Annotated in this window: 28 protein-coding genes and 1 other RNA gene; 11 read left to right on the top strand and 18 right to left on the bottom strand. The window is 67.9% G+C overall.

Translation table 11 applies throughout. The annotated features are described in order from the left end of the window. Positions 1–35: 35 nt before the first annotated feature. From ABIE65_RS10975 to ABIE65_RS10945, 7 genes are all read right to left on the bottom strand, one after another. Positions 36–467, bottom strand: a complete 432-nt coding sequence (locus ABIE65_RS10975; RefSeq protein ID WP_354077689.1) for a gamma-glutamylcyclotransferase family protein — start codon at positions 465–467, stop codon at positions 36–38. An 11-nt stretch (positions 468–478) separates the two neighbouring features. Next, positions 479–1867, bottom strand: coding sequence for a phosphoglucomutase/phosphomannomutase PgmG (gene pgmG / locus ABIE65_RS10970; RefSeq protein ID WP_354077687.1), 1389 nt, complete (start codon positions 1865–1867; stop codon positions 479–481). A 40-nt stretch (positions 1868–1907) separates the two neighbouring features. Continuing rightward, positions 1908–2780, bottom strand: coding sequence for a UTP--glucose-1-phosphate uridylyltransferase GalU (gene galU / locus ABIE65_RS10965; protein WP_354077685.1), 873 nt, complete (start codon positions 2778–2780; stop codon positions 1908–1910). A gap of 102 nt (positions 2781–2882) precedes the next feature. Beyond that, positions 2883–3590: a DnaJ domain-containing protein gene (locus ABIE65_RS10960; RefSeq protein WP_354077683.1), complete on the bottom strand. Its 708-nt coding sequence runs from the start codon at positions 3588–3590 to the stop codon at positions 2883–2885. A gap of 40 nt (positions 3591–3630) precedes the next feature. Beyond that, entirely contained in the window at positions 3631–4371 is a 741-nt protein-coding gene (locus ABIE65_RS10955; protein ID WP_354077681.1) for a vWA domain-containing protein, read from the bottom strand. A gap of 110 nt (positions 4372–4481) precedes the next feature. Continuing rightward, entirely contained in the window at positions 4482–6356 is a 1875-nt protein-coding gene (locus ABIE65_RS10950) for a TRAP transporter permease (protein ID WP_354077679.1), read from the bottom strand. Between the two features lie 123 nt (positions 6357–6479). Then, positions 6480–7436: a TAXI family TRAP transporter solute-binding subunit gene (locus tag ABIE65_RS10945; protein ID WP_354077677.1), complete on the bottom strand. Its 957-nt coding sequence runs from the start codon at positions 7434–7436 to the stop codon at positions 6480–6482. A gap of 221 nt (positions 7437–7657) precedes the next feature. Between ABIE65_RS10945 and ABIE65_RS10940 the strand changes: the two genes are divergently transcribed. The 6 genes from ABIE65_RS10940 (at position 7658) to ABIE65_RS10915 (ending at position 13355) form a co-directional block, all read left to right on the top strand. Continuing rightward, positions 7658–8773 (top strand): NAD(P)/FAD-dependent oxidoreductase, encoded by a 1116-nt coding sequence (locus tag ABIE65_RS10940; RefSeq protein WP_354077675.1) that lies wholly within the window; start codon positions 7658–7660, stop codon positions 8771–8773. 136 nt (positions 8774–8909) lie between these two features. Continuing rightward, a complete protein-coding gene (locus ABIE65_RS10935; RefSeq protein WP_354077673.1) occupies positions 8910–10556 on the top strand; it encodes an acyl-CoA synthetase in 1647 nt (548 codons plus the stop codon). A gap of 14 nt (positions 10557–10570) precedes the next feature. After that, complete coding sequence (locus ABIE65_RS10930; RefSeq protein WP_354077672.1) at positions 10571–11197, top strand: 2-hydroxychromene-2-carboxylate isomerase; 627 nt, start codon at positions 10571–10573, stop codon at positions 11195–11197. Positions 11198–11223: 26 nt separating this feature from the next. After that, positions 11224–11826, top strand: coding sequence for a 2-hydroxychromene-2-carboxylate isomerase (locus ABIE65_RS10925; protein WP_354077671.1), 603 nt, complete (start codon positions 11224–11226; stop codon positions 11824–11826). Between the two features lie 25 nt (positions 11827–11851). After that, a complete protein-coding gene (locus ABIE65_RS10920; RefSeq protein ID WP_354077669.1) occupies positions 11852–12193 on the top strand; it encodes a carboxymuconolactone decarboxylase family protein in 342 nt (113 codons plus the stop codon). Positions 12194–12326: 133 nt separating this feature from the next. Beyond that, positions 12327–13355: a uroporphyrinogen decarboxylase family protein gene (locus ABIE65_RS10915; RefSeq protein WP_354077668.1), complete on the top strand. Its 1029-nt coding sequence runs from the start codon at positions 12327–12329 to the stop codon at positions 13353–13355. Positions 13356–13391: 36 nt separating this feature from the next. Here the strand turns inward: ABIE65_RS10915 and ABIE65_RS10910 are convergent, their stop codons facing one another. The 5 genes from ABIE65_RS10910 to ABIE65_RS10890 form a co-directional block, all read right to left on the bottom strand. Then, a complete protein-coding gene (locus ABIE65_RS10910; RefSeq protein ID WP_354077666.1) occupies positions 13392–14222 on the bottom strand; it encodes a TIGR00282 family metallophosphoesterase in 831 nt (276 codons plus the stop codon). Then, the gene (locus ABIE65_RS10905; RefSeq protein WP_354077665.1) at positions 14219–14791 is read right to left on the bottom strand and encodes a 5-formyltetrahydrofolate cyclo-ligase; all 573 of its coding nucleotides are present in this window, start codon (positions 14789–14791) and stop codon (positions 14219–14221) included. Before ABIE65_RS10905 ends, ABIE65_RS10910 begins: the two co-directional genes overlap by 4 nt. A gap of 76 nt (positions 14792–14867) precedes the next feature. Then, positions 14868–15025: non-coding RNA, 6S RNA (ssrS, locus tag ABIE65_RS10900), on the bottom strand. Positions 15026–15033: 8 nt separating this feature from the next. Beyond that, the gene (locus ABIE65_RS10895) at positions 15034–15363 is read right to left on the bottom strand and encodes a cell division protein ZapA (protein WP_354077663.1); all 330 of its coding nucleotides are present in this window, start codon (positions 15361–15363) and stop codon (positions 15034–15036) included. Further along, on the bottom strand, positions 15364–15606 hold the full coding sequence (locus ABIE65_RS10890) for a hypothetical protein (protein WP_354077662.1): 243 nt from the start codon (positions 15604–15606) through the stop codon (positions 15364–15366). Between the two features lie 195 nt (positions 15607–15801). On the opposite strand from ABIE65_RS10890, the gene ABIE65_RS10885 reads away from it, so the two are divergent. Together ABIE65_RS10885 and ABIE65_RS10880 are read left to right on the top strand one after the other, a co-directional pair. Further along, positions 15802–16107 (top strand): hypothetical protein, encoded by a 306-nt coding sequence (locus ABIE65_RS10885; protein ID WP_354077661.1) that lies wholly within the window; start codon positions 15802–15804, stop codon positions 16105–16107. Positions 16108–16243: 136 nt separating this feature from the next. Next, positions 16244–17383 (top strand): TAXI family TRAP transporter solute-binding subunit, encoded by a 1140-nt coding sequence (locus ABIE65_RS10880; RefSeq protein WP_354077660.1) that lies wholly within the window; start codon positions 16244–16246, stop codon positions 17381–17383. Between the two features lie 173 nt (positions 17384–17556). Here the strand turns inward: ABIE65_RS10880 and ABIE65_RS10875 are convergent, their stop codons facing one another. After that, complete coding sequence (locus ABIE65_RS10875) at positions 17557–19587, bottom strand: TRAP transporter permease (protein ID WP_354077659.1); 2031 nt, start codon at positions 19585–19587, stop codon at positions 17557–17559. A gap of 405 nt (positions 19588–19992) precedes the next feature. Here ABIE65_RS10875 and ABIE65_RS10870 point away from each other — a divergent pair, with 405 nt between their 5' ends. After that, complete coding sequence (locus tag ABIE65_RS10870) at positions 19993–20478, top strand: cupin domain-containing protein (RefSeq protein ID WP_354077657.1); 486 nt, start codon at positions 19993–19995, stop codon at positions 20476–20478. On the opposite strand, the gene ABIE65_RS10865 is transcribed toward ABIE65_RS10870, so the two are convergent. Together ABIE65_RS10865 and def are read right to left on the bottom strand one after the other, a co-directional pair. Then, positions 20469–21149 (bottom strand): COQ9 family protein, encoded by a 681-nt coding sequence (locus tag ABIE65_RS10865; RefSeq protein WP_354077656.1) that lies wholly within the window; start codon positions 21147–21149, stop codon positions 20469–20471. The genes ABIE65_RS10870 and ABIE65_RS10865 overlap by 10 nt on opposite strands. Beyond that, complete coding sequence (def, locus tag ABIE65_RS10860) at positions 21146–21712, bottom strand: peptide deformylase (protein WP_354077655.1); 567 nt, start codon at positions 21710–21712, stop codon at positions 21146–21148. The genes ABIE65_RS10865 and def overlap by 4 nt, the downstream gene beginning before the upstream one ends. A 141-nt stretch (positions 21713–21853) precedes the next feature. Here def and rpsU point away from each other — a divergent pair, with 141 nt between their 5' ends. Then, the gene (rpsU, locus tag ABIE65_RS10855) at positions 21854–22057 is read left to right on the top strand and encodes a 30S ribosomal protein S21 (protein ID WP_354077653.1); all 204 of its coding nucleotides are present in this window, start codon (positions 21854–21856) and stop codon (positions 22055–22057) included. Positions 22058–22129: 72 nt separating this feature from the next. Here rpsU and ABIE65_RS10850 read toward each other — a convergent pair whose 3' ends face one another. The 3 genes from ABIE65_RS10850 to ABIE65_RS10840 are packed head-to-tail and all read right to left on the bottom strand — an operon-like array spanning position 22130 to position 24192. Further along, positions 22130–22759 (bottom strand): flavin reductase family protein, encoded by a 630-nt coding sequence (locus tag ABIE65_RS10850; RefSeq protein WP_354077651.1) that lies wholly within the window; start codon positions 22757–22759, stop codon positions 22130–22132. Between the two features lie 9 nt (positions 22760–22768). Continuing rightward, positions 22769–23800 (bottom strand): dienelactone hydrolase family protein, encoded by a 1032-nt coding sequence (locus ABIE65_RS10845; protein WP_354077649.1) that lies wholly within the window; start codon positions 23798–23800, stop codon positions 22769–22771. Then, positions 23800–24192 carry a RidA family protein gene (locus ABIE65_RS10840; protein ID WP_354077647.1) on the bottom strand — a complete coding sequence of 131 codons (393 nt, stop codon included), beginning with the start codon at positions 24190–24192 and terminating at the stop codon, positions 23800–23802. Before ABIE65_RS10840 ends, ABIE65_RS10845 begins: the two co-directional genes overlap by 1 nt. A 121-nt stretch (positions 24193–24313) precedes the next feature. Between ABIE65_RS10840 and mscL the strand changes: the two genes are divergently transcribed. Further along, positions 24314–24748 (top strand): large conductance mechanosensitive channel protein MscL, encoded by a 435-nt coding sequence (gene mscL / locus ABIE65_RS10835; RefSeq protein ID WP_354077645.1) that lies wholly within the window; start codon positions 24314–24316, stop codon positions 24746–24748. Positions 24749–24758: the final 10 nt, after the last annotated feature.

Genomic DNA, 24758 nt, shown 5'->3' with positions numbered 1-24758 from the left:
GGCGACTTCTGTATCTAGCAATGGGGGCGGCGGGCTCACCTGTCCAGGGGAGCGCGACCGCGCGCCGCGGCAACCAACCCGTCGCGGCGCAGGTAGGGGCGCTTGTGCCGCACCCGCCAGGAGGCGAGCGTCCATGGCCCGCCCGTCGCGACACCGGCGTCCTTCGGCACGAACACCGCGGCACTGACAATGCCGCCGTCGGCACCGCGGACGGTCAGACGACGCTCGCGGTAGGACGGCCCCTCGTATTGCCGCAGCAAGCGCGCGCCCTCGAGATTCACCCCAGCGAACACCATGCCGTCCACGGTGGAACCTCGGGCGGGCCGGATGACCGGATAGCAGTCGCCGCGAACGAAGACGCGGCGCCAGCCGTCCAGCGCGGCCGGCATGCCAGCCTCTGTTGCGGTACCGAGCACGGCGCGGCGGACGTCCGGGTCGAGCAGGGTCCCGTAGAAGAAGAACCGCAACGATGACCGGGTCAGAAGGCCGGTACCGCCACACCCGTCGCCGCGAGTTCGTTCGCCAGGGCCGTCTTCAGGCGTGCCAAGCCCGCTTCGTCCTTCGCCTCGCAGCGGGCGACCAGGACGGCCTGGGTGTTGGAAGCGCGCAGGAGCCACCATCCGTCGGCCGTCTTCACCCGCACGCCGTCGATCCCGTCGACATCCGCCCCCTCGGCCGCCAGATGATCGCGCACCTCGGCGACGACGGCGAACTTGCGGGCTTCCGGGCAGGGGAAGCGCAGTTCCGGCGTGTTGACGAGGGCGGGCAAGCTGTCGCGGAAGTCGGCGAAGCTGCTGTCCGTGGAGGCCAGGATGGAAAGGGTCCGGACGGCAACGTAGAGCGCGTCATCGAAACCGTACCAGCGGTCGGCGAAGAAGATGTGTCCGCTCATCTCGCCGGCGAGCGGCGACTTCGTCTCGGCCATCTTGCTTTTGATCAGGGAGTGGCCGGTCTTGTACATCAGCGGCTTGCCACCGGCGTCGGCGATCGCGTCGAACAGGATCTGGCTGGCCTTCACGTCGGAGATGATCGTCGCGCCGGGATGGTCCTTCAGCACGGAGCGCGCCAGAAGGATCAGCAGCTGATCGGCCCAGACGATACGGCCCTGGCCGTCGACGACGCCGATCCGGTCCGCGTCGCCGTCGAAGGCGATGCCGATGTCGCAGCCGTTCTTCGTGACCGCCTCCTGGATCTGCTCCAGGTTCTCGGCGACGGTCGGATCCGGGTGGTGCGCCGGGAAGGTGCCGTCGATCGTCTCGTTCAGCAGGATGTGCTCGCCGGGGAGGCGCGCCACCATCGCCTGCAGAACCTCGCCGGCGGAGCCGTTGCCGTTGTCCCACGCGACCTTGAGCGGCTTCTTGCCGGCATAGGCCTCGATCAGCTTGTCGAGATAGGGGTCGACGACGGCGACGCTCTCCTCGCCGCCCTTGCCGTCGACAAAGTCGCCTTCGGCGGCGATGCGGCCAATCTCCTGGATCTGCTCGCCGTAGAACGGCTTCTTGCCGAGCATCATCTTGAAGCCGTTCTGGTCGGGCGGATTGTGCGAGCCGGTGATCATGATTCCGGCGTCTGCACCCAGGTGCCAGACGGCGAAGTACAGCATCGGCGTCGGTCCCCGGCCGATCCGGAGCACTTCGCAACCGCTCTTCACCAAGCCGTCGACCAGCGCCAGCTCCAGTTCGGGGGAAGAGACGCGGCCGTCATAGCCGACGGCGACGCGCCTGCCCCCGGTGCGCGACAGCACCTTTGCGAAGGCCCGGCCGATGGCGCGCGCGTCGACCGCGCTCAATGTCTCGCCGATCGTGCCGCGAATGTCGTACTCGCGCAGGACGGTCGGGTCGAAGCGGTGGGCGTCGAGCTTGCTCATCTTATCCTCGTGATGGTCGGCCGCGGCAGGGTCGAGACGGTCAGCGCGCGTAGCGGGGCAGGAACGAGCGCACGGAATCGCCCAGGTCGGGCCGCTCCAGTGCCAGTGCGAGGTTGGCCTCGAGCCATCCGGCCTTGTCGCCGCAGTCGAAGCGGCGGCCCTCGAAGCGCAGGCCGTGGAAGGGCTTCTGTCCGATCATCCGCGCCATGCCGTCGGTCAGCTGGATCTCGCCGCCGGCGCCGCGCTCCTTGCGTGCCAGATGCTCGAACACCTCGGGCAGCAGGACATAGCGTCCGATGATGGCGAGGGTGGACGGCGCCTTGTCGGGCGACGGTTTCTCCACCATGCCTTTCGCCTCGAACAACGGGCCCTCGCCGTCGCCGGTGTCGAGGATGCCGTAGCGCGACGTGTGCTCGCGCGGGACGTCCATCACCGAGATGACGTTGCCGCCGGTCTGCTCGTGGGCGCCGATCAGCCCGGCCATGCAGGACGGCTCCGACAGGGTCAGTTCGTCCGGCAACATGACCGCGAAGGGCTCGTCGCCGACCAGATCGCGGGCGCACCAGACCGCATGGCCGAGACCCAGCGGCTCCTGCTGGCGCACCGAGGAAATGGCACCGGGCGGCAGGGTCGCCGCGTCCGCGACCTTGAGTAGGTCCATCTTGTCGCGCGCCCTCAGCGCCGCGTTAAGCTCGTAGGCCATGTCGAAATGGTCTTCGAGCATGCTCTTGCCTCGCCCGTTGACGAAGACGAAGCGTTCGATGCCCGCGGACCGGGCCTCCTCGATGGCATACTGGATGATCGGCTTGTCGACGACCGGCAGCATCTCCTTCGGCATGACCTTCGTCGCCGGCAGGAAACGGGTGCCGAGGCCGGCGACGGGGAGAACCGCTGTGCGGACACGACGTCTCATTGGCCAGACCTTCGCGGTGGACGGTTTCGTTGTGCCATGCCCCCGTAGGGTCGACAAGACACGGCGTTACCGCATGAACGCTGCAGTACGATGAACGGTTTCTCAGCCGCCGAGAAGTAGTGCTTTCGCTTCGTTCACGCGCGCCGCCAGCCATGTGGAGCCGCCGCGATCGGGGTGGAGCCTCTGCATCAGCGCGCGGTGGGCAGCCTTGATCTGTTCCGGTGAAGCCCCCGGCTCCAGCCCGAGGATGCGGAAGGCTTCCTCGCGCGTCATGGTGCCGTCCGAGGCAGGCCGTTCCCGGGATTCACCGCCCGTTCCGCCGGCTGCCTGCCGCCATTCGGGCCTGATGCGGTCCAGGTAGGCCTCGAGCAGCGCGGCCGACTCGGCATCTTCCACCCGCAGGGCGTGCAGCAGATCGATCTGCTCGGCCTCGGTGAGCTCCTCCAGGCTGCGGCCCCGGTACTCGCCTTCCAGCACGGTGCCGGACATGGCCCCGGTGTCGTGGTCCAGCGTCATGCGCAGGCAGCGCGTGCTGACTTCGGAGCGCTGCCCGGAGGACGGGCCTGTGGCATTGCGCCACATCTGCCGCAGGTTCCGCAGCCGCAGGAAAAGCGGGAGCAGCGCGCCGACGAGCATGGTGGCATAGGCCAGGCGCCCGGTGACCGCCAGCACCAGCACGACGCTGCCGCCGACGATCAGCGCGAGCACCCGGAGCACCGTCGCCGCCTGCGCCGGCGTCGCCTGGACGAACCAACGCGTGAGCAGCAGGCCGCCGAACAGGAGCAGAATGCCGAGCAGGAACCAGGGCATCAGCTGGGCTCTGTGTCGTACAGGTCGACCGGGCCAGCTGTCACCGGCGACCCGGCAGGGCGCGCAGCTGCCCGGAGAGCCGCGCGGCCTCTCCGCCCGCGCGGTGGCCATAGTCTTCGAGCGCCTTCATGCCGCCGGCCGCGAAGACCGCGACCGCGGCGAGCAGCGCCTTGAGCTGCTCGGCGCTCGACCCATCGAAGCTGCAGCAGGCGCCGCCGGACAGCCGTGCCACCTGCTCGAAGGCGTTGCGCGCGACCGGATCCGGTCCCTCGTGGAACATGAAGGCCGGCATGCCGAGGAGGCCGAGTTCGCCGGCCTGGGCGCAGACGGCATCGATGTCCTCTTCGAACGCATCGCCCACGAACACCAGGGCGTTCACGCGCTTCGCCCGGCACTCCTTCGCCGCGTGAGCGAGAACGCGGCCGATCTGCGTCCTGCCGCCGAGACAGGAGACGCCGGTCATCTTGCGCGCGAGCGTGGCGGCGTCGGAAACCCAGGGGCTGGCCTTGCACTCGCCATAGCCCCGGTAGAAGACCAGTTGCACGTCGAGGCCGCCGATCGTGCTCGTCGCGTGAAACATTTCCGACTGAATGTGACAGGCGCGGTCCCAGGCGGGCTGGCGGCTGGCGGTCGCATCCATGGCGAACATCAGCCTCCCGCGCGAGCCGCCGGCCGCCGGGGCCGGCGCCGCTGCCACCTTCCGGAGGAAGGCCTGAACATCGCCCGAGGTCTTCGCCGTCTCTACCGGACGAACCGGTCTGTCGTTCCGCGTTGCGGCCATCTCGCCCTCCAGATCATCAGATAGGCTGAAGGTGGCTGGCTGACAAACCCCAGGTACCGCGTCGCCGCCCGCCCGCTCCGGCGGGCGGCTCACGCAGGTCAGGCAGGCGGCTATTGGCCGGCGACCGCCGGCTGCGGCTCGGGCGCGCGCAGGTACTTCTGCGAGACGATGACGAAGACGAGTAGGGCGAGCCCGATGCCGTCGGTGAGCAGGCCCGGCTTGATCAGCACGAACGCCGCGGCGACCATCAGCAGCCGCTCCCACCAGGTCGACGTCCGGATGAAATAGCCGTGCAGCCCGGCTGCAAGCAGGATCACACCGAGCAGGGCCGTCAGGCTCGTCGTGACGATCGCGTCCCACTCGCCGATGAGCAGGAGCGAGGGGCCGTAGACGAACATGAAGGGGATGATGTAGCCGGTCGCGCCCAGCTTGATCGCCGCGATGCCGCCGTTCCAGAGGCCGGCCCCCGACAGGCTGTTTGCCGCGTAGAGGGTGATCGCGACGGGCGGCGTGATGGCCGACAGGCAGGCGAAGTAGAGCACGAACATGTGCGCCGCCTCGACCGTCACGCCCAGCTTCACCAGGGCCGGGACGAGGAGCGCGACCTGAACGATATATGCCGGCGTCGTCGGCAGGCCCATGCCGAGGACGATACCGGCGAGGGCCGTCAGGATGAGCGCCAGGATCAGGCTGCTCTGCGAGAGGCCGATCACGAAGGCCGAGAAGACGACGCCGACGCCCGTCAGCGAGATGACGCCGATCACGATGCCGGCGCACGCCGTGGCGGCGACGACCTGGAGAGAATTCTGGATGCCGGAGATGAGGCCGTCCAGCACGGCGGCCGGGGTCACTTCCTCCCGGGTGGACTTCCGCAGCATCGCGATCGGCACCACCGAGAGCAACCCGATCGTCGCCGCATAGGCGGCGCTGAAACCCGCGACGAGGACGCCGACGATGATGAACAGCGGCAGGAACAGGTGTCCGCGCTGGAGCAGCACCTCCTTCATCCGCGGGAGGTCCGCTTTCGGCAGGCCCTTCAGGCCGAGCCGCTTCGCCTCGAAATGCACGGCGACGAAGACCGCGATGAAGTAGAGCAGCGCGGGCAGAAGCGCGATGAGGATGACGGTGAGGTAGCTGACCGCCAGGAATTCGGCCATGACGAAGGCGGCCGCGCCCATGATCGGCGGCAGGATCTGGCCGCCCGTCGAGGCGACGGCCTCGACGGCACCGGCGAAGGGCGGCTTGTAACCGAGCCGCTTCATCAGCGGGATCGTGAAGGCCCCCGTGGTCATCACGTTCGCGGTCGAACTGCCGGAGACCGTGCCGAACAGGGCGCTGGTCATCACGGCGACCTTGGCCGGACCGCCGGCGGCGGATCCGGTGAGCGCCAGGGCGAAATCCATGAAGAGGCGCCCGGTGCCGGTGCGTTCGACCAGCGATCCGAACAGGATGAACAGCACGACGTAGGTCGCGGACACCGCGATCGGGATGCCGAACAGGCCCTCGGTCGTCAGGTACATCTGGTCGAGGAGTTCGCCCGGCCGCACGCCGGCCCCGAACCATGCATAGAGCAGGAACAGCAGGGCGGTGATCGGCAGGGCCGTCCCGACGATGCGGCGCGTTCCCTCGAGCACCGCGATGATGAGGCCGATGCCGAGCACGTAGTCGATCACCCGCGGCTCGTCGATGTAGGCGAACCGGTCGAGGATGTAGTCGTGCTCGACGAACAGGTAGCCGATGGCGCAGAGGGAGACGACGAGAAGGGTGGCGTCGACGATGCCGCCGATCAGCCGCTTGCTTCCCTGCGCGTCGGTGAACGTCCGGTACCAAAGGAAGGTCAGGACGAGGCCGAAGCCGAGATGCGTGCCGCGGAAGTGGAACACTTCCGGCGCGCCGGTGAAAACGACCCATAAATGAAATGCGACCATCGCGAGTGCGATGACCGTCGGTACGAACACGGCTGGACGCTGCCAATCCGCAATCATCTGACGCCGGCTCCCATCCCTGACCTGTACCGGCCCTGCTTCCGGTACAGCGTTGACCCCGCTCTACGCCGCCACTGCGGCCGCGCCGGCCCTATACGGCCGGCGCGGCCCGCTGCGGTTGGTTCAGAGCGCTCCGGCTTCCTTGAAATACTTGGCCGAGCCGGGATGGTGCGGCACGCCCACGTCGATGGCCATTTCCTTGGTGGTGAAGTTGGCCAGGCTCTTGTTGACGGAGCCCAGTTCCTGGACACGCTTCGCCAGGGCCTTCGTGATGTTGTAGGCGGTCTCTTCGGACATCGTCTTGCAGTTGACGATGATGTGCATCGGGAACCCGGCGATCGGCACGGGCTCGGACTGGTCGGGGTAGGCGTTCGCGCGGATGTTCACGCGGCCCCAGCCGGCATTCGCCTCCTTGATCTTGGCGAACTGCTCGTCGGTGATGCGCACATGATGCGTGGTGCGCGAGTTCGACAGGTCGAGATAGCCGCCGGCGGGGACGGCGGTGATGTTGAAGATCGCGTCGACCTGGCCGTCCTTCGCCATGTTCACCTGGTCGGTGATCGACGCGAAGTTGACGAGGGCGAGATCGTCGTAGGTCAAGCCGGCAGCCTTGAGAAGCTGCTGGGCCGCGACTTCCGTCGTATTGCCGCGCGGCAAGGTGGCGAACTTCTTGCCCTTCAGGTCGGCCCAGGTCTTGATCGACGGGTCGACCGCCGCGAGCTGCGCGTACTGCTGGTACATCGCGGCGAGATTGCAGAGCCCCTCGACCTTCTTCTCGAACGGCGGGTTGCCGTTGATCGCGTCGACGGTGGAGATGACGTTGCCCATCCCGAGGTCGGCCTTGCCTTCCGACACGCCGCGGATGTTGATCAGGCCGGCACCGGGCCGGATGTCGACGGTGGTGCCCGGAACCTCCTGCTCGACGATGTTCTTGATCGCGGCACCCAGCGGGTACCACGACCCTCCGGCCGGGCCGGTCATGAACACTAGGCGTTCCGCTGCGGCGGAGCCGGCGATGCCGATCGTCAGGGCGCAGGCGACGCCTGCCGCGGCCGCGATTCTGCTGACTGTATTGCGCATGTCGTTCCCTCTCCCGAGCATGAAGCGTTCTTTTTGCCGGCCACCGGCGCGTCGCGCCCGACCGGCCATTGTCCCGGATTTGCTCCGTGGATCTGCTCCGACGCTAGCGGAACTGCCGCTCCGACGGAACCCTCTATCTGGCCATGTCCGACTGCGGCGCGCCTTGACCGGCCTTCCCCCTGGCGCAAGAGTGGCCGCCGTCGCGGAGGAGGCGGAGAGGGATGGCCGAGAGGGTCGACTGTGTGGTGATCGGCGCCGGCGTCGTCGGACTGGCGGTGGCGCGGCGCCTGGCGATGGCCGGGCGCGAGGTGATCCTGCTGGAAAGCGCCGACATGATCGGCACCGGCACGAGCTCGCGGAACAGCGAGGTCATCCATGCCGGCATCTACTATCCGACCGGCAGCTTCAAGGCGCGCGCCTGCGTGGCGGGCAAGCACGCGCTCTACGACTATTGCGCAGCGCATGGCGTGCCGCACAAGCGTATCGGCAAGATCGTGGTGGCCAGCGCCGAGAGCGAGATCCCGAAGCTGAAGGCGCTGCAGCAGATCGCGGCCGCCAATGGCGTGCCCGACCTGGAATGGCTCGACAAGGCGGCGGTCGAACGCATGGAACCGGCCGTGCGGGCCGTGGCGGGGCTGCTCTCGCCGTCGACGGGCATCGTCGACAGCCACGGGCTGATGCTGGCCTATCAGGGCGACGCCGAGGAACACGGCGCGATGATCGCCTACAACAGTCCGGTGATCGGCGGAAAGGTGACGGGGGAGGGCGTCCTGCTGCATGTCGGCGGCGACGATCCGATGGATCTGCTCTGCCGCACCGTCGTGAACAGCGCCAGCCTCCATGCGCCCGACCTGTCGCGGTCGATCGAAGGCATTCCGCCGGAGACGATCCCGAAAGCCTATTATGCCAAGGGCAACTACTTCTCTGTCCTGGGCAAACAGCCTTTTACCCACCTCGTCTATCCCATGCCGGAGGCGTCCGTCCTCGGCGTGCACGTGACGCTCGACCTCGGGGGCCAGTGCAAGTTCGGCCCGGACCTCGAGTGGGTCGACGAACTGAACTACGACGTCGATCCCAGCCGGGCCGAGAAGTTCTACGCGGCGATCCGCGCCTACTACCCCGATCTGAAGGACGGATCGCTGCAGCCGGCCTATGCCGGCATCCGGCCGAAGATCCATGGGCCGGGCGAGCCGCAGCCTGACTTCCTGGTGCAGGGCCGGGACGCGCACGGCGTGCCGGGGCTGATCAATCTCTACGGCATCGAATCGCCAGGGCTCACCGCCTCGCTCGCGGTCGCCGACGAGGTGCTGCGGCGTACGCAGGCGGGCAACGGCTGACGCGACATGGCCATTGGGTGACGCGGCCGCCGCATCGGCCATCGCGGCGTGCCGTGGGCCGGGGCGTGCGGTCTGCCGCCATGCACCGCTATCGGCGTCCGCCGTCTCGCTCTATCCTCCCGGCGGGAGGAATTCGATGCTGCCCCGCGCGAACAGCTACGATGAGCTGCGCCGGGCGTTCCGATGGGACGTGCCGGCGCGCTGCAACATCGCCGTGGACTGCTGCGACCGTCACGCGGAGGGCGGTGCGGCCGACCGCGTCGCGCTGATCGAGCCGGAAGCGGGTGGCGGCGCGCGGCGCTGGACCTTCGGCATGCTGAGGCGGCAGTCGAACAGGCTGGCCAACGTGCTGCAGGCGCACGGTGTCGCGCGCGGCGACCGGATCGGCATCCTCCTGGGCCAGCAGGTCGAAACGGCGCTGAGCCATTTGGCCGCCTACAAGCTGGGTGCGGTCGCGCTGCCGCTGTTCGGGCTGTTCGGCGAGGATGCGCTGGAGTACCGACTGCGCGACAGCGGCGCGCGGGCGGCCGTCACCAACGCGGCCAACCTGCCCAAGCTGCTCGCCATCCGCGACCGCCTGCCGGACCTTCGGGCGCTGATCGTTACCGACGGGGACACAGGCGGGCTGCCCTCGTTCCACGAGACGTTGGAGCGAGCATCCGATGCGTTCGTGCCGGTCGATACGGCGGCGGACGATCCGGCCCTGCTGATCTACACGTCCGGGACGACCGGGCCGCCGAAGGGGGCGCTGCACGGGCAGCGGATCGTGCGCGGGCACCTGCCCGGCGTGGAGTTTCCGCACGAGTTCTTCCCGCAGCCCGGCGACCTGATGTGGACGCCGGCGGACTGGGCCTGGGCCGGCGGGCTGCTCGACATCCTGCTGCCGGCGCTGCATCACGGCGTGCCCGTGCTCGCCAGCCGCACGGGCAAGTTCGACCCCGAAGAGGCCTTTGCGCTGATGGCGGCGCACGGGGTACGCAATGCCTTCCTGCCGCCGACGGCGCTGAAGATGATGCGTCAGGTCCCGGACCCGCGGAGCCGGCACGCGCATGCCCTGCGCAGCATCGGATCGGGCGGCGAGAGCCTGGGAGCCGACCTGCTCGACTGGGGCCGTGAGGCTTTCGGCCTGACGATCAACGAGTTCTACGGCCAGACCGAGTGCAACCTCGTGCTGGCGAGTTGCGCTGGCCTAATGCCCTCGAAGCCGGGTTGGATCGGACGCGCCGTGCCGGGCCACGTGGTCGCCATCGTCGATGCGGACGGCAACGAACTGCCTGCCGATACGCCGGGCGAGATCGCGGTGCGGCGGCCCGACCCGGTGATGTTCCTGGAATACTGGAACAATCCCGAGGCGACGGCGGCCAAGTTCGCCGGCGACTGGCTGCTGACCGGCGACAGCGGCGTGCGCGATGCCGAGGGCAATTTCCGCTTCGTCGGCCGCGGCGACGACATCATCACCAGCTCCGGCTATCGCATCGGCCCCGGCGAGATCGAGGAGTGCCTGATGCGCCACCCGGCCGTCGCGATGGCGGCGGCGGTGGGCATTCCCGATCCCGTGCGCACCGAGATCGTGAAGGCCTTCGTGGTGCTGCGCGAGGGGCAGCGGCCGAGCGCGACGCTGGAGGACGAGATCCGCGCCTTCGTGCGGACCCGGCTCGCGGCGCACGAATATCCGCGCGCCATCGCCTTCGTGGACGACTTGCCGATGACCGCCACCGGCAAGATACGCCGCCGCGACCTGCGCGACGCGGAAGTCGCGCAACAGCAGGCCCAACAGCAGTAAGGATCCGCAGAACGATGACCGAGAAGACCGTCGACTATTTCTACACCCTGGTGTCGCCCTGGACGTATCTGGGCCACGCGCCCTTCGTCGCGATCGCGCGCCGGCACGGCGTGCGGATCGTCCACAAGCCCTGCGACCTGGGTGCGGTCTTTGCCGTTTCCGGCGGTCTGCCGCTCGGCAAGCGGCCGATCCAGCGCCAGAACTATCGCTGGTACGAACTGCAGCGCTGGCGGGACTTCCGCGGCGTGCCGCTGAACCTAAAGCCAAAGTTCTTCCCGGCCGACGCGACGCTGCCCGGTCGGATGACCGTGGCGGCGCAGTCCCAGGGGCTTGATGCCGACACGCTCGCCGGCGCCTTCCTGAAGGCCGTTTGGGCCGAGGAGCGCGACATCGCCGACGCCGATACGGCCCGGGCGATCGCGACCGAGTGCGGGCTGGACGGTGCGGCGCTGCTCGAGGCGGCGAAGGGCGAGGCGGCGGTCGCCGGGTTCGACGCGAACACCGAAGAGGCGAAGCGGCGCGAGGTCTTCGGGGCGCCCTTCTACGTCTATCGCGACGAGCCGTTCTGGGGCCAGGATCGGCTCGACCTGCTGGAGCGGGCGATGAGCGGCACCGTGGAACCGTATCGCCTGCCGGCGTGAGGTAGAGTGGCGTAAGGGAGAGCCGCATGGGCAAGACCGTCGACTATTACTTCTGCCTCAACTCACCCTGGGTCTACCTCTCGCATCGGCGGCTGGTGGCGATCTGCGAGGCGGCCGGGGCGGAGATCCGCTACAAGCCGGTCGACCTCAAGGAGATGATGCTGCGGCTGATCGGCGATGACGATCCGCCGGAGCGCTCGGAGTCGCACCGCAAGTACGGCAAGGCCGAGATGAAGCGCTGGGCGGCGTTCTACGACCTGCCGCTGAGCGAGAAGCCGCGCTACTACCCGGTGGCGCAGCATCGGGCGGCGCGCCTGACCATCGCCGCCGGCCGGCTCGGTGCCGATGCGGGCGTGCTGGCCTTCGCCCTGCCGAAGGCCGTCTGGGCCGACGACCGCAACATCAACGATCCGAAGACGCTGGCGGCGATCGCCGAGGAGAACGGCCTGCCGGGCGACATCCTGCTGCAGGCCTCGGACGACCCCGGCGTGCACGAGGCGTTCGAGCGGAACACCGAGGAGGCGCTGGCGCGCGACGTGTTCGGCATCCCGAGCTACGTCTACGGCGACCTGCTGCTCTGGGGGCAGGACCGGCTCGATTTCCTGGAACGGGCATTGAAGGCGGGCTGAACCGCCGCGATCACTGGAGGAAACGATGGCGAAGATCCCGACTTCGGCGAGCCGCGACGCGGTGCGCGACGTGGCGCCGAAGCTGATCGACCTGACCGAGAAGGTCATCTACGGCGACGTCTGGGAGCGCCCGGAACTGCCGAAGCGCGACCGCAGCCTGATCACCGTGGCGGCCCTGATGGCGATGGGCCGCGAGGAGCAGATGCGCGGCCACATGGGTCGTGCGCTCGACAACGGCGTCACGCCGGCGGAATTGATCGAGGCGATCACGCACCTCGCCTTCTACTCCGGCTGGCCGACCGCGATGACCGCGGCGCGGGTGGCGAAGGAGGTGTTCGAGGCGCGTGGCGTGGCGCCGGGGGACTGAGCAGGCGAGGCCGCCGCGCTACCAGCGACGACTTACTTCTTCGGCCGCTCTGTCTTGTACCGCTACGGTGGCCGCACGATCGTATCGGGCGTAGCCTGTCCCGATCGCCGGCCCGACTGAATCGGAAGCCCTCATGATCGACAAACTCCTCCCCACCACCCTCGTCGGCAGCTATCCGCAGGCGGGGTGGCTGGTCGACCGCGACGTGCTGCTCGGCAGCGGACCGCCGCGGGTGCGGATGAAGACGGTCTGGCGCCCCGCCGAGGACAGCCTGGAGGAGGCGCAGGACGACGCCACCATCGTCGCGCTGCACGACCAGGAGCGCGCCGGCATCGACATCGTCAGCGACGGCGAGGTGCGCCGCGAGAGCTATTTCAACCTCTTCGCCAACGCGCTCGACGGCATCGACCTCGATAACCCGGCCGAGGTCCCGAGCCGCACCGGCCGGCCGACCAAGGTGCCGCGGGTGGTCGGCCCGATCCGGCGCACCCGGCCGGTGCAGGTGCGCGACGTCGCCTTCCTGCGCGCGCACACGGATCGCCCGATCAAGATCACCATCCCCGGCGCCTTCACCATGGCGCGGCTGGCGAAGGACGAGCATTACGGCGACCAGGAAGCGCTGATCATGGCCTATGCCGCCGCGCTCAACGCCGAACTGCGCGAGATGAAGGCGGCCGGCGCCGACGTGCTGCAGATCGACGAGCCCTACATGCAGGCGAATCCCGAGGATGCCGAGAAGTACGGGGTCGCCGCGATCGACGCCGCGCTCGAGGGGATCGAGGGGCCGACCGTGGTGCATCTCTGCTTCGGCTATGCCCACTCGGTGAAGGACAAGCCGGCCGGCTATTCCTACCTGCCGCAGCTCGACGCGTGCCGCGCCGACGCGATCTCGATCGAGGCGGCTCAGCCGCGGCTGGACCCGTCGGTCCTGCGCAGCCTTCCCAACAAGAAGGTACTCTACGGGGTGCTCGACCTCGGCGACCAGACGGTCGAGACGCCGGAGATGGTGGCCGACAGGATTCGCGGCGCGCTCAAACATGCCGACGCCGCGCGCATCGTCGTGGCACCGGATTGCGGAATGAAATACCTGCCGCGCAGCGTCGCGTTCGGGAAGCTGAAGGCGATGGTTGAGGGTGCGTCCCTGGTGCGGGCAGAGCTGTAGTCCCGCGCGATCGGGGACTGGAACGGCGGCGCGTCATCAGGCCGGCGCGTCGCCCTCGCCCGGCCAGGCCGGCGCCAAGCGGCCGCCGAGGCGAAGCGCGGCGCACGACGTGGCGAGGCCGGTGCGGTCGTCCGTCTCCACCACGACGCCGCAGACCGTCGCCTCGCCGTCGGCCGGCGTGAGCCGTTCGCCCGGCATCTTGCGCACGAAGCGCGCGACGGCCGGCGCCTTCTTCATGCCGATGACGGAATCATAGTCGCCGCACATGCCGGCGTCGGTCATGTAGGCGGTGCCGCCGACCAGCACGTGCGCGTCGGCTGTCGGGATGTGGCTGTGCGTGCCGACGACGAGCGAGGTGCGGCCGTCGAGGAAATGACCCATCGACATCTTCTCGCTGGTCGCCTCGCCGTGCACGTCGACGACGATCGCCTGCACCGACCCGCCGAGCGGGTAGGGGCCAAGCGCCTTCTCCATCGCCGCGAACGGGTCGTCGAGCGGGTCCATGAACAGGCGCGTCATGACGTTGACCACGACGACCTTGTGGCCTGCCCGGGTCTGCATCACGGTCAGGCCGCGGCCTGGGGTGCCGGCCGGAAAGTTTATCGGCCGCAGCAGGCGCGGGTCGCTCCCGATATAGGCGATGATCTCGCGCTGGTCCCAGGTGTGGTTGCCGGTGGTCACGACGTCGGCGCCGGCCTCATAGAACTGTCGGCAGATCGCCTCGGTCAGGCCGAAACCGTGCGCGGCGTTCTCGCCGTTGACGATGGCAAAGTCGATCCCGAGACGTTCGCGGATCACCGGCAGGCGCGCGCAGACCGCATCGCGGCCCGAACGGCCGACGACGTCGCCGAGGAACAGGATCTTCATGTCGGTTTCCGTCGCTGCGGTTCGGGCGCGACGTGCAACGCCGCCTCTTCGGTGACGATCCAGTCGAGCGGCTGGTCGTGAATGTCGTGCGGGACGGCTTCCACCCGCTGCGCGGCGAAGGCGACGCCGACGGCGGTCACCGGTCCGCCTGCGCGCAGCGCTGCGAGGGTCCTGTCGTAGTAGCCGCCACCATAGCCGAGACGGCAGCCGGCGTCGTCGAAGGCGAGCAGCGGGACGAGCAGCACCCGCGGGACGATCTCCGGAGCGTCGGCGGGCGGTTCGCGGGTGCCGAAGACGCCGCTGACGAGCGTGGTCGCCGGATCCCAGCGCCGGAAGCGCAGAACGGTGCCGCGGGGTCCGGTTGCGGGCAGCCCGATGGGATGCCCTTCGCGGTGCAGGGCGAGCATCAGGGGCCGGATGTCGATTTCCTCGCCCATCGGCCAGAAGCCCGACACCGCGGCCGCCGCCGGGACAGGCACGCTGGATCCGAACAGTTCGAGCAGGCGGCGCGGCGCGTCTTCGCTCGACTGGTAGGCGGACCGGCGGCGAGAGATCGCCTCGCCGCGCATCCGTGCCTTGGCCTGTTTCAGTAGATCGGAAATGCCGGACTCCGGGGGAGAAAGCGCCCGGAAGCGCTCAGAAAGCTAAGGAGCCGCGACGGCCGTTGGTCGTTTTCGATGCCTCTGGGACCCCACGAATGAGGTGGGCGCCGTATACACGGACCTGAATCCGCGCAGTGATAGCTCCCGAGAGAATCGATATCGGCCCCGGGATCGTCGACCTGACGCGCCGCGCAGCTCCGACACGATATCTAATGGGCCTCGATGTCGTCGGCAACGTTTTCCAGGCGGCTGGCGAGCGCTTCCAGGCGGCTGGCCAGGCGGTCTTCCAACTCCCCGATCTGACGTTCCGCCTCCGCCCGCAACTCGTCGATCTCGGCACGGAGATCGGACAGTTCGTCGGCGATCAGGAGGCTCGTCATGACGAGGAGGCGAGCGTCACCGACCTGGCCGACGCTGTTGGCCAGTTCCTCGACACGGCTGCCCACCTTGTGCGAAAGGGCCAGGAGATGTTCCTCCTGACCGTCGTCGCAGGCCATCTGGTAGACGCGGCCGTTGATCGTGACGGCGACTTCGGCCATTCAGCTCTCCAGGATCTCCTCGATGCGCCTAATCGTGCGGTCGAGGCGCGTCCTCACGGTACGGGTCGTGTCTTGAAGTGCGGCATGCTCGGCACGCACGGCTTCCAGCGTCGCGCGAAGCTGCTCGTCGTCGGCGCGGTCCCGGGAGGGCGCATCGTCTCCGGAACGGCGACCTGCCACCGCCCGTTCGATACGCTCAACGGCGCGTTCGACGCGCACGCGGGCTGCATCGACTCGTCCCATTGCACGCGCACCCGGGCTGCCTGTACGGTCTTTCTGCACTTCTCGATTCGATCGGGTCCGCCGACGCGGACAAACGTGAAGATCGCGCACCATACGGGAGGGTGCTGCGGGGCGTCAACCTGCGCTTCCCGCGGGCGCCAGAGGCCCGGCGTCGGCCGGGCTCGTCATGGGATGGAACGGCTGAGGGGACGGAACATGCGCTTGGTCAGCGACTTCGGCGGGCTGGAGGCCGGCACCGTGGACCGCGAGGAGCATCCGCTCGGCGCGCGCGAGAAACGCATCGATGCGATGAAGACGCTGATGCAGCGGCACGATCCGAGGATGACCTCGGACGCGAGCCGTCGTGCCCAGGAGGACCTCCCGGCGGCACTGTATGAAGGTCTCGCCTACTACGACCGATGGCTGCTCGCCTTCCGCGCCAACCTGGTCGAGCGCGGCCATCTCGATCCCGCGGAGATCGAGCGCCGCGTCGCGGAGATCGCCGCTCGAGGCGCCGACTGATCCGCGCCCGTTCCGGGATCCGCGTGCCGGCCGGTTGACGACCCGCCGCGCGGAGGCCGAGACTTCCTCCACACCCTATCGAGAAATGAGGGTTGGGCTTGCGGTCGAGCCGCAAGACAGAATGGGAGGGAGGAGCATGAAGTCTTTGACGGGATTGGCCGCCGGCATTGCCGGTCTGGCCCTCGCGGCGCCTGCCGGTGCCGCGGAACTGCCGAAGACGCTGGCCTGGACGGCCTACGACGTCGGTTCCGCGGGTTACAATCAGTCGGTCGCGGTGGGCGCTGCCCTGAAGAACAAGATGAACGTCACCCTGCGGGTGTTGCCCGGCAAGAACGACGTTTCGCGCCTCGTGCCGCTGCGCGACAAGAAGGTCGACTTCTCGGCCTTCGGCATCGGCGGCTATCAGGCGCTGGAGGGTTCCTTCGTCTTCGGTCAGAAGGAATGGGGGCCGCAGGCGATCCGGCTGCTCTCCATGTCCAACTCAGGCAGCTGCAATACGCTGATGATGGCCGGCGACATCGAGATGAAGAGCTACGCCGACCTGAAGGGCAAGCGGGTCGCCCAGATCAAGGGCTCGCCGGCGATCAACAACCTGACCTATGCGTATCTCCGCTTCGGCGGCTTGAACTGGTCGGACGTGAAGATCGTGGAGTTCGGCGGCTACGGCGCTTCGATGGACGCCGTGCTCGAGAACACGACGGACGGGGCGATCACCAACACCGCTTCGGGCTTCGCCACGAAGATCGCCGCGGGGCCGCGCGGCTTCCAATATGTGCCTGCCACCCATTCCGACGCGGCCGCCTGGGCGAGGATGAAGGAGGTCGCCCCCTGGTTCTACCCGAAGATGTGCTCCGAGGCGCCGGGCCTGAAGGAGCCGTTCGAGGCGGCGGACTACCCTTATCCGATCCTGATCACCTACGACTGGCAGGACGCGGACAAGACCTACGCCATGACCAAGGCGATGTTCGACCTGTACCCCGACTACAAGGACAGCGCGCCGGGGGCGAGCGGCTGGGGGTTGGAACAGCAGGTGATGGAGTGGGTGATCCCGTATCACGAGGGCGCCATCCGCTATTACAAGGAGGTCGGCAAATGGTCGCCGGAACTCCAGAAGCACGCCGAGACGCTGCTGGCGCGCGACAAGATCATCAACGACGCCTGGGCGTCGTACCTGCCGGGCGGCGGCGAGGGCGAGGCCTTCGACAAGGGTTGGATGAAGGTGCGCTACGAGGCGCTGAAGCAGGCCGGTCTCAATCCGATCTGGCAGGAATGGTGATCCTGCGGGCCGGTTGACCGGCCCGATCGGGTGAAGCCGAAAGCGGCCGGCGCAGACAGCGTCGGCCGCTCTTTTTGTGCCCGAAGCCCAGACATGCGAATGCCCGGGGCTCGGCCCCGGGCATTCGGCGGCTTCGGCTGTGTAAGCGGAGCGGCAGTACCGCCCCGCCGCATTCATGCCTTCTGGGAGGCCCTTACCCGGACGCCGGGCATGAGCTTGCGCCCGGCCTTCGCCAGCAGGATCCCGGGGATCAGCAGCACGATGCCCGCGACCAGCAACTCCAGATAGCTGTGACCGAGCGTGCCGTCCGGCGCCATGATGAACAGGCCGGCAAAGAAGATGCACGCGCGCCCGAGCATCGAGATTGGGTTGGCGCCGAGTTTGCCCACGACCAGCAGGTATCCCTGCATGGCCGCAGCGAGGAACACGATGCCGACCATCGCGGTGCCGCCGTTGAGCAACACCTCGAAGACCGTGCCCTGCATCAGCAGCGCCGGATTGAAGACGAAGAAAAACGGGACGAAGTAGATCACGATGCCGATCCGCATCGCCTCGATGCCCGTGGCCATCGGCGGAGCCTTGGCCAGAGACGCCGCGGCGAAGGCGCCGATCGCGACGGGCGGAGTGATGAAGGAGATCATGCCCCAGTAGAGCATGAACATGTGCACGCCCATCGGGTCGAGGCCGGCGCGGATCAGTGCGGGCGCCAGGACGACCGCGAGGAAGATGTAGGCCGCGGTCACGGTCATCCCGATGCCGAGGATGAAGCTGGTGATGGCGCCCATGATCAGCAGGAGCAGCGTGTTGCCGCCGGCGAGGAAGACGAGGTCGTTGGTCAGCGTGCCCGCCATGCCGGTGAGCGACAGGGAGCCGATGATCAGGCCGATGGCCCCCAGGAGTCCGGCGAGTTCGGCCAGGAGCATGCCCAGGCCGAGGAAGAACTTCTTGAACTTCGTCCAGTCCATCCGGTGCTTGGCGGAGAACTGGTTGATCACCAGCAGCAGGACGGTCGCGTAGAAGGGCGCGGTCTGCTCGCGCTGCATGACCAGCAGCATATAGCAGAGCAGCGCGAAGACGAAGATGTAGTACCAGCCCTCCTTGATGGTCTGCATGACCGACGGCAGTTCGTGCCGTGGCAGGCCTTTCATGTCGTGGCGGCCGGAGTAGGAGTCGATCTGCATGAACAGACCGAAATAGTAGAGCAGCGACGGGATGACCGCCGCGATGACCACCTCGACGTAGGGCACGTTCAGGAACGAGGCCATGACGAAGGCGGTGGCACCCATGATCGGCGGCATCAGCGTGCCGCCCGTGGATGCGCAGGCCTCGACGCCGGCCGCGTAGGTGCTGCGGAAGCCGATCCGCTTCATCGCCGGGATCGACATGGCGCCGGTGGTGATGACGTTGGTCACGACGCTGCCGCTCATCGAGCCCATCAGGCCGGAAGCGAAGATCGCGACCTTCGCCGGGCCGCCGCGGACATGGCCGAGGAGCGCGAAGGCGAAATTGATGAAGAAGGCGCCGGCGCCGGTGTACTGCAGGGCGGCACCGAAGATGAGGAAGCCGAAGACCAGCGTGCCGAAGGCGCGCATCGGAATGCCGAGCAGGCTCTCGACGCTCATCATGTGGAAGGCTGCCGTATCGCCCAGCGTCTGCGGCACGCCGGAGATGATGTTCGGGACCATGTCGGCATAGGTCGGGAACAGCGAGATCACGATCGTGATGATGAAGATCGCGATGCCGCCGGTCCGCCGCCCGATCTCGATCAGCAGGGCCCACATGAGGAGGCTGACATAGACCGCCGTCTCAGGGGCCACATACTCCCATGCCTCGTCCAGGATCGCGTTGGAATTCCAGACGAAATACATCGCGACGACGAAGGTCAGCACGGCGAGAAAGGCGTCGTACCAGGGGACGCGGTCGAGCGGCGATCCCTTGAACGGTGGAAACACCAGGAAGACCAGCGGGAACAGCAGGCCCACCATCAGGTAGAGATAGCGGTTGTCGATCAGAACGAAGCCGACGAAGAAACCGAGATTGAACATCTGGTTGACGGCCAGGATCACGGCCGCGGCGACCATAGCGGCGAAGACCGCCGCCCAGAAGCCGCCGATCACGCGGTAGCGCGCCAGTTCCGACGCTTCGGCCTTCTCGAGTTCTTCCTCGACACTCATCCGGTCGACCGACCGGGCTTCCGTGGTCATAGCCTCCTCCGTGGCGGGGTTTTCCCGCACCCTTATCAGAACCGATCCTGCCACGCTTCCAGCGGCCGGGGCGGTCGTTTCCCGAATTTTCGACTGGGGTCGGCGGATCCGCGCGTCACCGGACTCCCGGATCGCTACGGCGCTCGCCCAGCCGGGAGGGGCGACGGCCCTCCTCCCTAAAACCTGCGGATGCGCGACCTGACCAGGAGGCCGAGCCGAACGCCGGGCGAGAGTAGGTTTTGGCCGCGCGGCATGTCAACCGCCGGTCCGGACATTGGGTGCATGTATGGCGAGTGTTTCTGCGGCTTCCAGCCGGAATCGAGAGACCCGCGGCCGGCCCTCGGCAGCCGACCCGCAATGCTGCATCATCGGCTTACCGGAAATGAGCGAGGGAGGGCATCTGCGATGACGACTGCTGTCACGCCTTCAGCCGTAGGCCAGGGCGACCTGCCGCCGCTGCAATCGCGATTCGTCGACGTCGCGGGCATGGCCTGGGAGCCGAGCCGCTTCCCTGGGGTCGAGACAAAGACCCTGCTCGTCGACCGGGCCTCGGGCCTGTTGACCGTGCTGATGCGCATGGCTCCCGGCGCCAGACTGCCCGATCACGAGCACGTGCTGATCGAGCAGACCTGGGTCATCGAGGGTCGACTGGTGGATCCGGACGGCGAGGCGCAGGCGGGAAGCTTCGTCTGGCGGCCGGCCGGCAGCCGCCATGAGGCCTGGGCACCGGAGGGCGCGGTAATGCTCGCGGTCTTCACCGCGCCGAACAAGTTCTTCGAGGCCGACGGCAGCGTCGTCGACTTCATGGGCCAGGACTGGGAAACGGCGTGGGGCCCCGCGGTGCAGCGAACCGCGGCCGCTGCACCGGAAGGACCGCCCGTTCAGCGGTAGCGCGCGCGTCCGACGTCGCGGAAGATGCGGCTGGGGCGATAGCGCATCGGGTTCGGAAGACGGCCCATCAGGCGGGAAAGCCCGGCCTGCGCCTGGGGGATCTTCATGATCCCGGCGATGCGCCGGTCGAGGAAACCCCGCGTATCGGCGAAGTCCTCAGAGGCATCGTCGAGCCAGTAGAGCAGCGTCGCCGCATAGACGCCGGCGAGCAGGCCGCGCTTGGTGTAGTAGTTGTAGTCGGTCGCGGTGTCGCCGCAGGCATACCAGATCGCGTCGACGGTGCGGTAGAGCAGCCGGGCCGCGAGCGGAGCGTTCTGCGGCAGCGAGAGAAGCGAGAGACCGCGCCGGATCGCCTCGCGGTCCGCGGCATTCTGCTCCAGGCGGATCATGACCGCTGCCGCCACCTTCTCGCGCACCTTCATGAGCGCGAGGTCGCGTCGGCCGAGTTCGTCGACCATCCGTCGGTCGGCACTCTGCGAATGACAGGCAACCGCCTCGGCCGGCCCGCCGGGAAAGGCGCGCATCACGTCGGCCGGGTCCATTCCGGCATCCCGGGCTCCGGCCCGCAGCGCGGCCATCGTCCACCCGTCGAACGGAACGTGCGGCAGCGTCGCCGCCACCAGTTCTTCGCGCATCGCCTCGATCTCTGGATCGAAGACCGTGTCGCTCATTCGCCCGTCTCCTCGATGTGCCGCCCCCGCAGGTCGGCTTCGGCCATATAGCGCTGCCACTCCTCATTATACGCGAACAGGGACAGGTCGTTCATCCGCATGGGGTAGAGAATGCCGTCCAGGTGGTCGACCTCGTGCTGCAGGACGCGGGCGTGGAAGCCCTCCGCCACCAGGTCGATCTCGCTGCCGTCCAGCGCCCGCCCCGTCAGCCGTACGCGCCGCCAACGAGGCACGGCGCCCCGCATGCCGGGGATCGAGAGGCAGCCTTCCCATCCCAGTTCCCGCTCTTCACCGAGCGGCTCGAGGATCGGGTTCAGGACGGCCGTCAACGGCACCTCTTCCAGGTCGGCATCACCCATGCGGCTCGCCGGCACGAGGTAGATGATGACGCGCGACGGGACGTGGACCTGCGGTGCGGCGAGGCCGACGCCGCCCGCGTCGTCGAGTGTCTCGACCATGTCGCGCACCAGACGATGCAGTTGCGGATCGGCGGGTTCGGACACGGGGGTCGCGGCCTGCAATAGAACGGGGTGGCCGAGACGCGCGATCTTCAGGATGGACAAAAGGCCTCTCCTTTCACATTTCGAAAGCCGGACTCTCCTGTACAGCCGGCAGACCTTGTGCTATTCCGCCGCCAGCTTAGATGAGCAATCCATCCGGCGCGGCACGAAAGGCCGTGCGTTCAAGAGGAGGTTCGAGCCACCGTGCACGTGTCCGTCCGTGACAACAATGTCGATCAGGCCCTGCGCGCGCTGAAGAAGAAGATGCAGCGCGAGGGGATCTTCCGCGAGATGAAACTGCGCCGGGCTTTCGAGAAGCCGTCCGAGCGCCGTGCACGCGAGCGTGCCGAGGCGGTCCGCCGCCACCGCAAGCTTCTGCGCAAGCGGATGGAGCGCGAGGGCTACTAAGCCCTCGGCGCCTTTCCGGCGACGGACGAGCCGCACTCTGGCAGGGGTGCGGCTTTTTGCCGTTTCGCCGGTTCAGCCTTTCATCGCGGCATACTGCTCCAACGTGAGACGCGGCATCTCGAACCGATCGTGCAGGCGCACGTACCATGCGCCGCCCGCACGCCCGACTGCGTTCAACGTTCCGGGATCGGCGAGCAGCGTCGCAGGATCGACGATGCCCTCGCGCACGCCGATATGCACGACCTCTCCAATCACGATCTGACGCAGCCGGCCCAACTCCAGCGTCACATGGCGCCGGCATTCCAGTGCGACGGGCGCTTCGGCGATTCGTGGCGGCTTGACCTGCACCGACGGCATGGTCGTCAGGCCGGCCTCGGCCAGTTCGTCGACCTCCGGCGGAAAGTCGACCGAGCAGATGTTCATGCGCTCCGCCAGCGGCTCGTCGACGATATGGACGACGAACTCGTTGGTATCGCGGATGTTCTGGCCGGTGTCCTTGTGTCCGCCGTCGGCGTCCGGCTCGATCCCCAGCACCACCATGCAGGGATCGTATGAGATGGCGTTGAAGAAGGCGAAAGGCGCGGCGTTCACGATGCCGGTCCGGCTGACCGTCGTGACCAGGGCTATCGGCCGGGGGCAGACGACGTTCGTCATCAGCCTGTAGGCATCCCGCGGCGCCATGCGCGAGAAATCGAACTCCATGAAAGACCCCTAGCCCTGTTTCTGCGGAGCCAGCACTCTCGCAAGAAACCTGCCGACCTCGGCGTTCGAACGGGCGCGCACCGCCTCGTCGCGTCCGATCAGGTAGCCACCGTCGTCGACGCAGAGGGCGAGGATGATCTTGCGGCTGAGGGGGCCCGTCATGGGCAGGTAGGTTCGTCCGTCGCTCACGGTACCGTCGCTGTCGACCGTCAGCCTGCAGGCGGCGAGGTTGTATCGTGCCCGCCAGCGACCGAATCCACCGTCCCATTGGTGGACCGCGCCCGGAAACGTGCGGGTTTCCACCTCCGAACCGCCGGCACGCAGGTCCGCCGCGGTCTGGGCGCAGCGCTCCGGATCGGTGATCTCGTCGGCGCCGCCCATCATCATCAGGATCGGCGCGCCCGTCGTGTCGCGCCGCTCGAACCGGGCGATGCAGGGCGCGTAGTAGGCGACGTGGGCGGCGAAGCGGCCGCCGCCGGGGGCGAATGCCTCTGCCATCTGCGCGTGCGCGGCATAGAGGCTGGCCATGCCGCCGTAGGAGAAGCCGACGAGCGCGATCCTGTCTGCATCGATATCGTCCCGCGCCGCCAGCCACCTGAGCGCGGCATAGGCATCGGCGACGAGCATGCTTTCGGTGATGTTCAGCAGACGGTCGACGAAACCGGTGGCGCCGCGCTCGCGGCGGGCGGCGAAGGCGTCGACGACGAGGGCGGCCGCGCCCATTGCCGCATATTGGCGGGCATAGGTGATTTCGCGTGCCTCCCGGACGCCCCCGGCGCCGTGCAGCAGCACGACCGCCGGTACCGGGGTCGCGGCGGTCGCTCCCTCGGGAAGAAACAGCCGTCCCGTGCCCTCCACCGGCGGCGCGTCCGCGGCGTCGGCGGGTGTGAACGGGCTGCTGCTCGGAAAGGCGATCGAGACGCCGGCGGTCCGATCGAGTTCACCCTCCGCCGGCCAAGAGCCGCCGAGTTCGGCCTTCGCCGTGCCGCCGACCAGCATCAGCGCGCCGATAGCCGCGGCGGCGCAGTGCCGGCCGAGCATCAGGGGACGACGGCCGTGGTCGAGATCTCGACCTTCGCTTCCGGGTCGAGCAGCCCGCCGACCTGCACCAGCGTGATCGCCGGAAAGTTCTTGCCCAGCGTCTCCTTCCAGGCCTCGCCGATCTCGCGGCCGGCGGCGCGGTATTCCGCGATGTCGGTCACGAACCAGTGCATCTCGGCGATATGTTCGGGACCCGCACCGGCCTCCTTGAGCACCGTGAGCGTGTTGAGGAGCGCTTGCCTGAGCTGCGGCCCGAAGCCGCCTTCTGCCAGAGTCTGGGTTTCCGGGACGGTCCCGACCTGTCCTGCGACGAAGACGCAGCTGCCTTCGGCCTGGATCCCATTGGAAAAGCCGCGCGGGCGCGGCCAAGCGGCGGGCTGGAGGACCTTCATCCTGACTTGCTCCATTTCTCGTTCGCGCTGAGTATCTTAGGCGATTCGCACGCCGGGGCGAGGGCCATGCTCGGGTTTCGGACTGTTCCGCGATCACGCCTGTCGCGGGGAAGGGGTGAAGATGCTCAAGGAATATCGGGAATTCATCGCGCGCGGCAACGTGGTCGACCTCGCCGTCGGCATCATCATGGGAGCCGCTTTCACGGGCATCGTGAACTCGCTGGTCAAGGACGTGATCATGCCGCCGATCGGGCGGCTCACCGGCGGTGTCGATTTCCGGGACATGTTCATCAACCTCGGCTCCGGCGACTATCCGTCACTGGACGCTGCGACGAAGGCCGGCGCTGCCACGATCAACTACGGCGTCTTCATCAACACGGTGATCAACTTCATCATCGTGTCGATCGCCGTGTTTTTCCTCGTCCGCGCTGTGAACAGGCTGCGGCGCATTCAGGAGCAGCCGGAGGCGGTGAAAGCCGTTGCGCCGCCGCCGCCACCGCCGCGCAACGAGCAACTCCTGGAAGAGATTCGCGACCTGCTGAAGACGCGCGCCTGATCGCGGCCGG

Source organism: Constrictibacter sp. MBR-5, assembly GCF_040549485.1.
In the GTDB taxonomy this organism is placed as follows: Bacteria; Pseudomonadota; Alphaproteobacteria; order JAJUGE01; family JAJUGE01; genus Constrictibacter.
This window is presented reverse-complemented; position numbering and strand designations above follow the sequence as displayed.

Coding starts and splice junctions, on each gene's coding strand:
- ABIE65_RS10870 (WP_354077657.1), top strand. CDS start 19,993: ATGACGACTGCTGTCACGCCTTCAGCCGTAGGCCAGGGCGACCTGCCG.
- ABIE65_RS10905 (WP_354077665.1), bottom strand. CDS start 14,791: ATGCGCGGCGAGGCGATCTCTCGCCGCCGGTCCGCCTACCAGTCGAGC.
- ABIE65_RS10940 (WP_354077675.1), top strand. CDS start 7,658: ATGGCCGAGAGGGTCGACTGTGTGGTGATCGGCGCCGGCGTCGTCGGA.
- ABIE65_RS10840 (WP_354077647.1), bottom strand. CDS start 24,192: ATGAAGGTCCTCCAGCCCGCCGCTTGGCCGCGCCCGCGCGGCTTTTCC.
- ABIE65_RS10945 (WP_354077677.1), bottom strand. CDS start 7,436: ATGCGCAATACAGTCAGCAGAATCGCGGCCGCGGCAGGCGTCGCCTGC.
- ABIE65_RS10865 (WP_354077656.1), bottom strand. CDS start 21,149: ATGAGCGACACGGTCTTCGATCCAGAGATCGAGGCGATGCGCGAAGAA.
- ABIE65_RS10920 (WP_354077669.1), top strand. CDS start 11,852: ATGGCGAAGATCCCGACTTCGGCGAGCCGCGACGCGGTGCGCGACGTG.
- ABIE65_RS10875 (WP_354077659.1), bottom strand. CDS start 19,587: ATGACCACGGAAGCCCGGTCGGTCGACCGGATGAGTGTCGAGGAAGAA.
- ABIE65_RS10880 (WP_354077660.1), top strand. CDS start 16,244: ATGAAGTCTTTGACGGGATTGGCCGCCGGCATTGCCGGTCTGGCCCTC.
- ABIE65_RS10850 (WP_354077651.1), bottom strand. CDS start 22,759: ATGGAGTTCGATTTCTCGCGCATGGCGCCGCGGGATGCCTACAGGCTG.
- ABIE65_RS10885 (WP_354077661.1), top strand. CDS start 15,802: ATGCGCTTGGTCAGCGACTTCGGCGGGCTGGAGGCCGGCACCGTGGAC.
- ABIE65_RS10950 (WP_354077679.1), bottom strand. CDS start 6,356: ATGATTGCGGATTGGCAGCGTCCAGCCGTGTTCGTACCGACGGTCATC.
- ABIE65_RS10955 (WP_354077681.1), bottom strand. CDS start 4,371: ATGGCCGCAACGCGGAACGACAGACCGGTTCGTCCGGTAGAGACGGCG.
- galU (WP_354077685.1), bottom strand. CDS start 2,780: ATGAGACGTCGTGTCCGCACAGCGGTTCTCCCCGTCGCCGGCCTCGGC.
- ABIE65_RS10960 (WP_354077683.1), bottom strand. CDS start 3,590: ATGCCCTGGTTCCTGCTCGGCATTCTGCTCCTGTTCGGCGGCCTGCTG.
- ABIE65_RS10930 (WP_354077672.1), top strand. CDS start 10,571: ATGACCGAGAAGACCGTCGACTATTTCTACACCCTGGTGTCGCCCTGG.
- ABIE65_RS10845 (WP_354077649.1), bottom strand. CDS start 23,800: ATGCTCGGCCGGCACTGCGCCGCCGCGGCTATCGGCGCGCTGATGCTG.
- ABIE65_RS10910 (WP_354077666.1), bottom strand. CDS start 14,222: ATGAAGATCCTGTTCCTCGGCGACGTCGTCGGCCGTTCGGGCCGCGAT.
- pgmG (WP_354077687.1), bottom strand. CDS start 1,867: ATGAGCAAGCTCGACGCCCACCGCTTCGACCCGACCGTCCTGCGCGAG.
- mscL (WP_354077645.1), top strand. CDS start 24,314: ATGCTCAAGGAATATCGGGAATTCATCGCGCGCGGCAACGTGGTCGAC.
- ABIE65_RS10890 (WP_354077662.1), bottom strand. CDS start 15,606: ATGGGACGAGTCGATGCAGCCCGCGTGCGCGTCGAACGCGCCGTTGAG.
- ABIE65_RS10935 (WP_354077673.1), top strand. CDS start 8,910: ATGCTGCCCCGCGCGAACAGCTACGATGAGCTGCGCCGGGCGTTCCGA.
- ABIE65_RS10925 (WP_354077671.1), top strand. CDS start 11,224: ATGGGCAAGACCGTCGACTATTACTTCTGCCTCAACTCACCCTGGGTC.
- ABIE65_RS10895 (WP_354077663.1), bottom strand. CDS start 15,363: ATGGCCGAAGTCGCCGTCACGATCAACGGCCGCGTCTACCAGATGGCC.
- ABIE65_RS10915 (WP_354077668.1), top strand. CDS start 12,327: ATGATCGACAAACTCCTCCCCACCACCCTCGTCGGCAGCTATCCGCAG.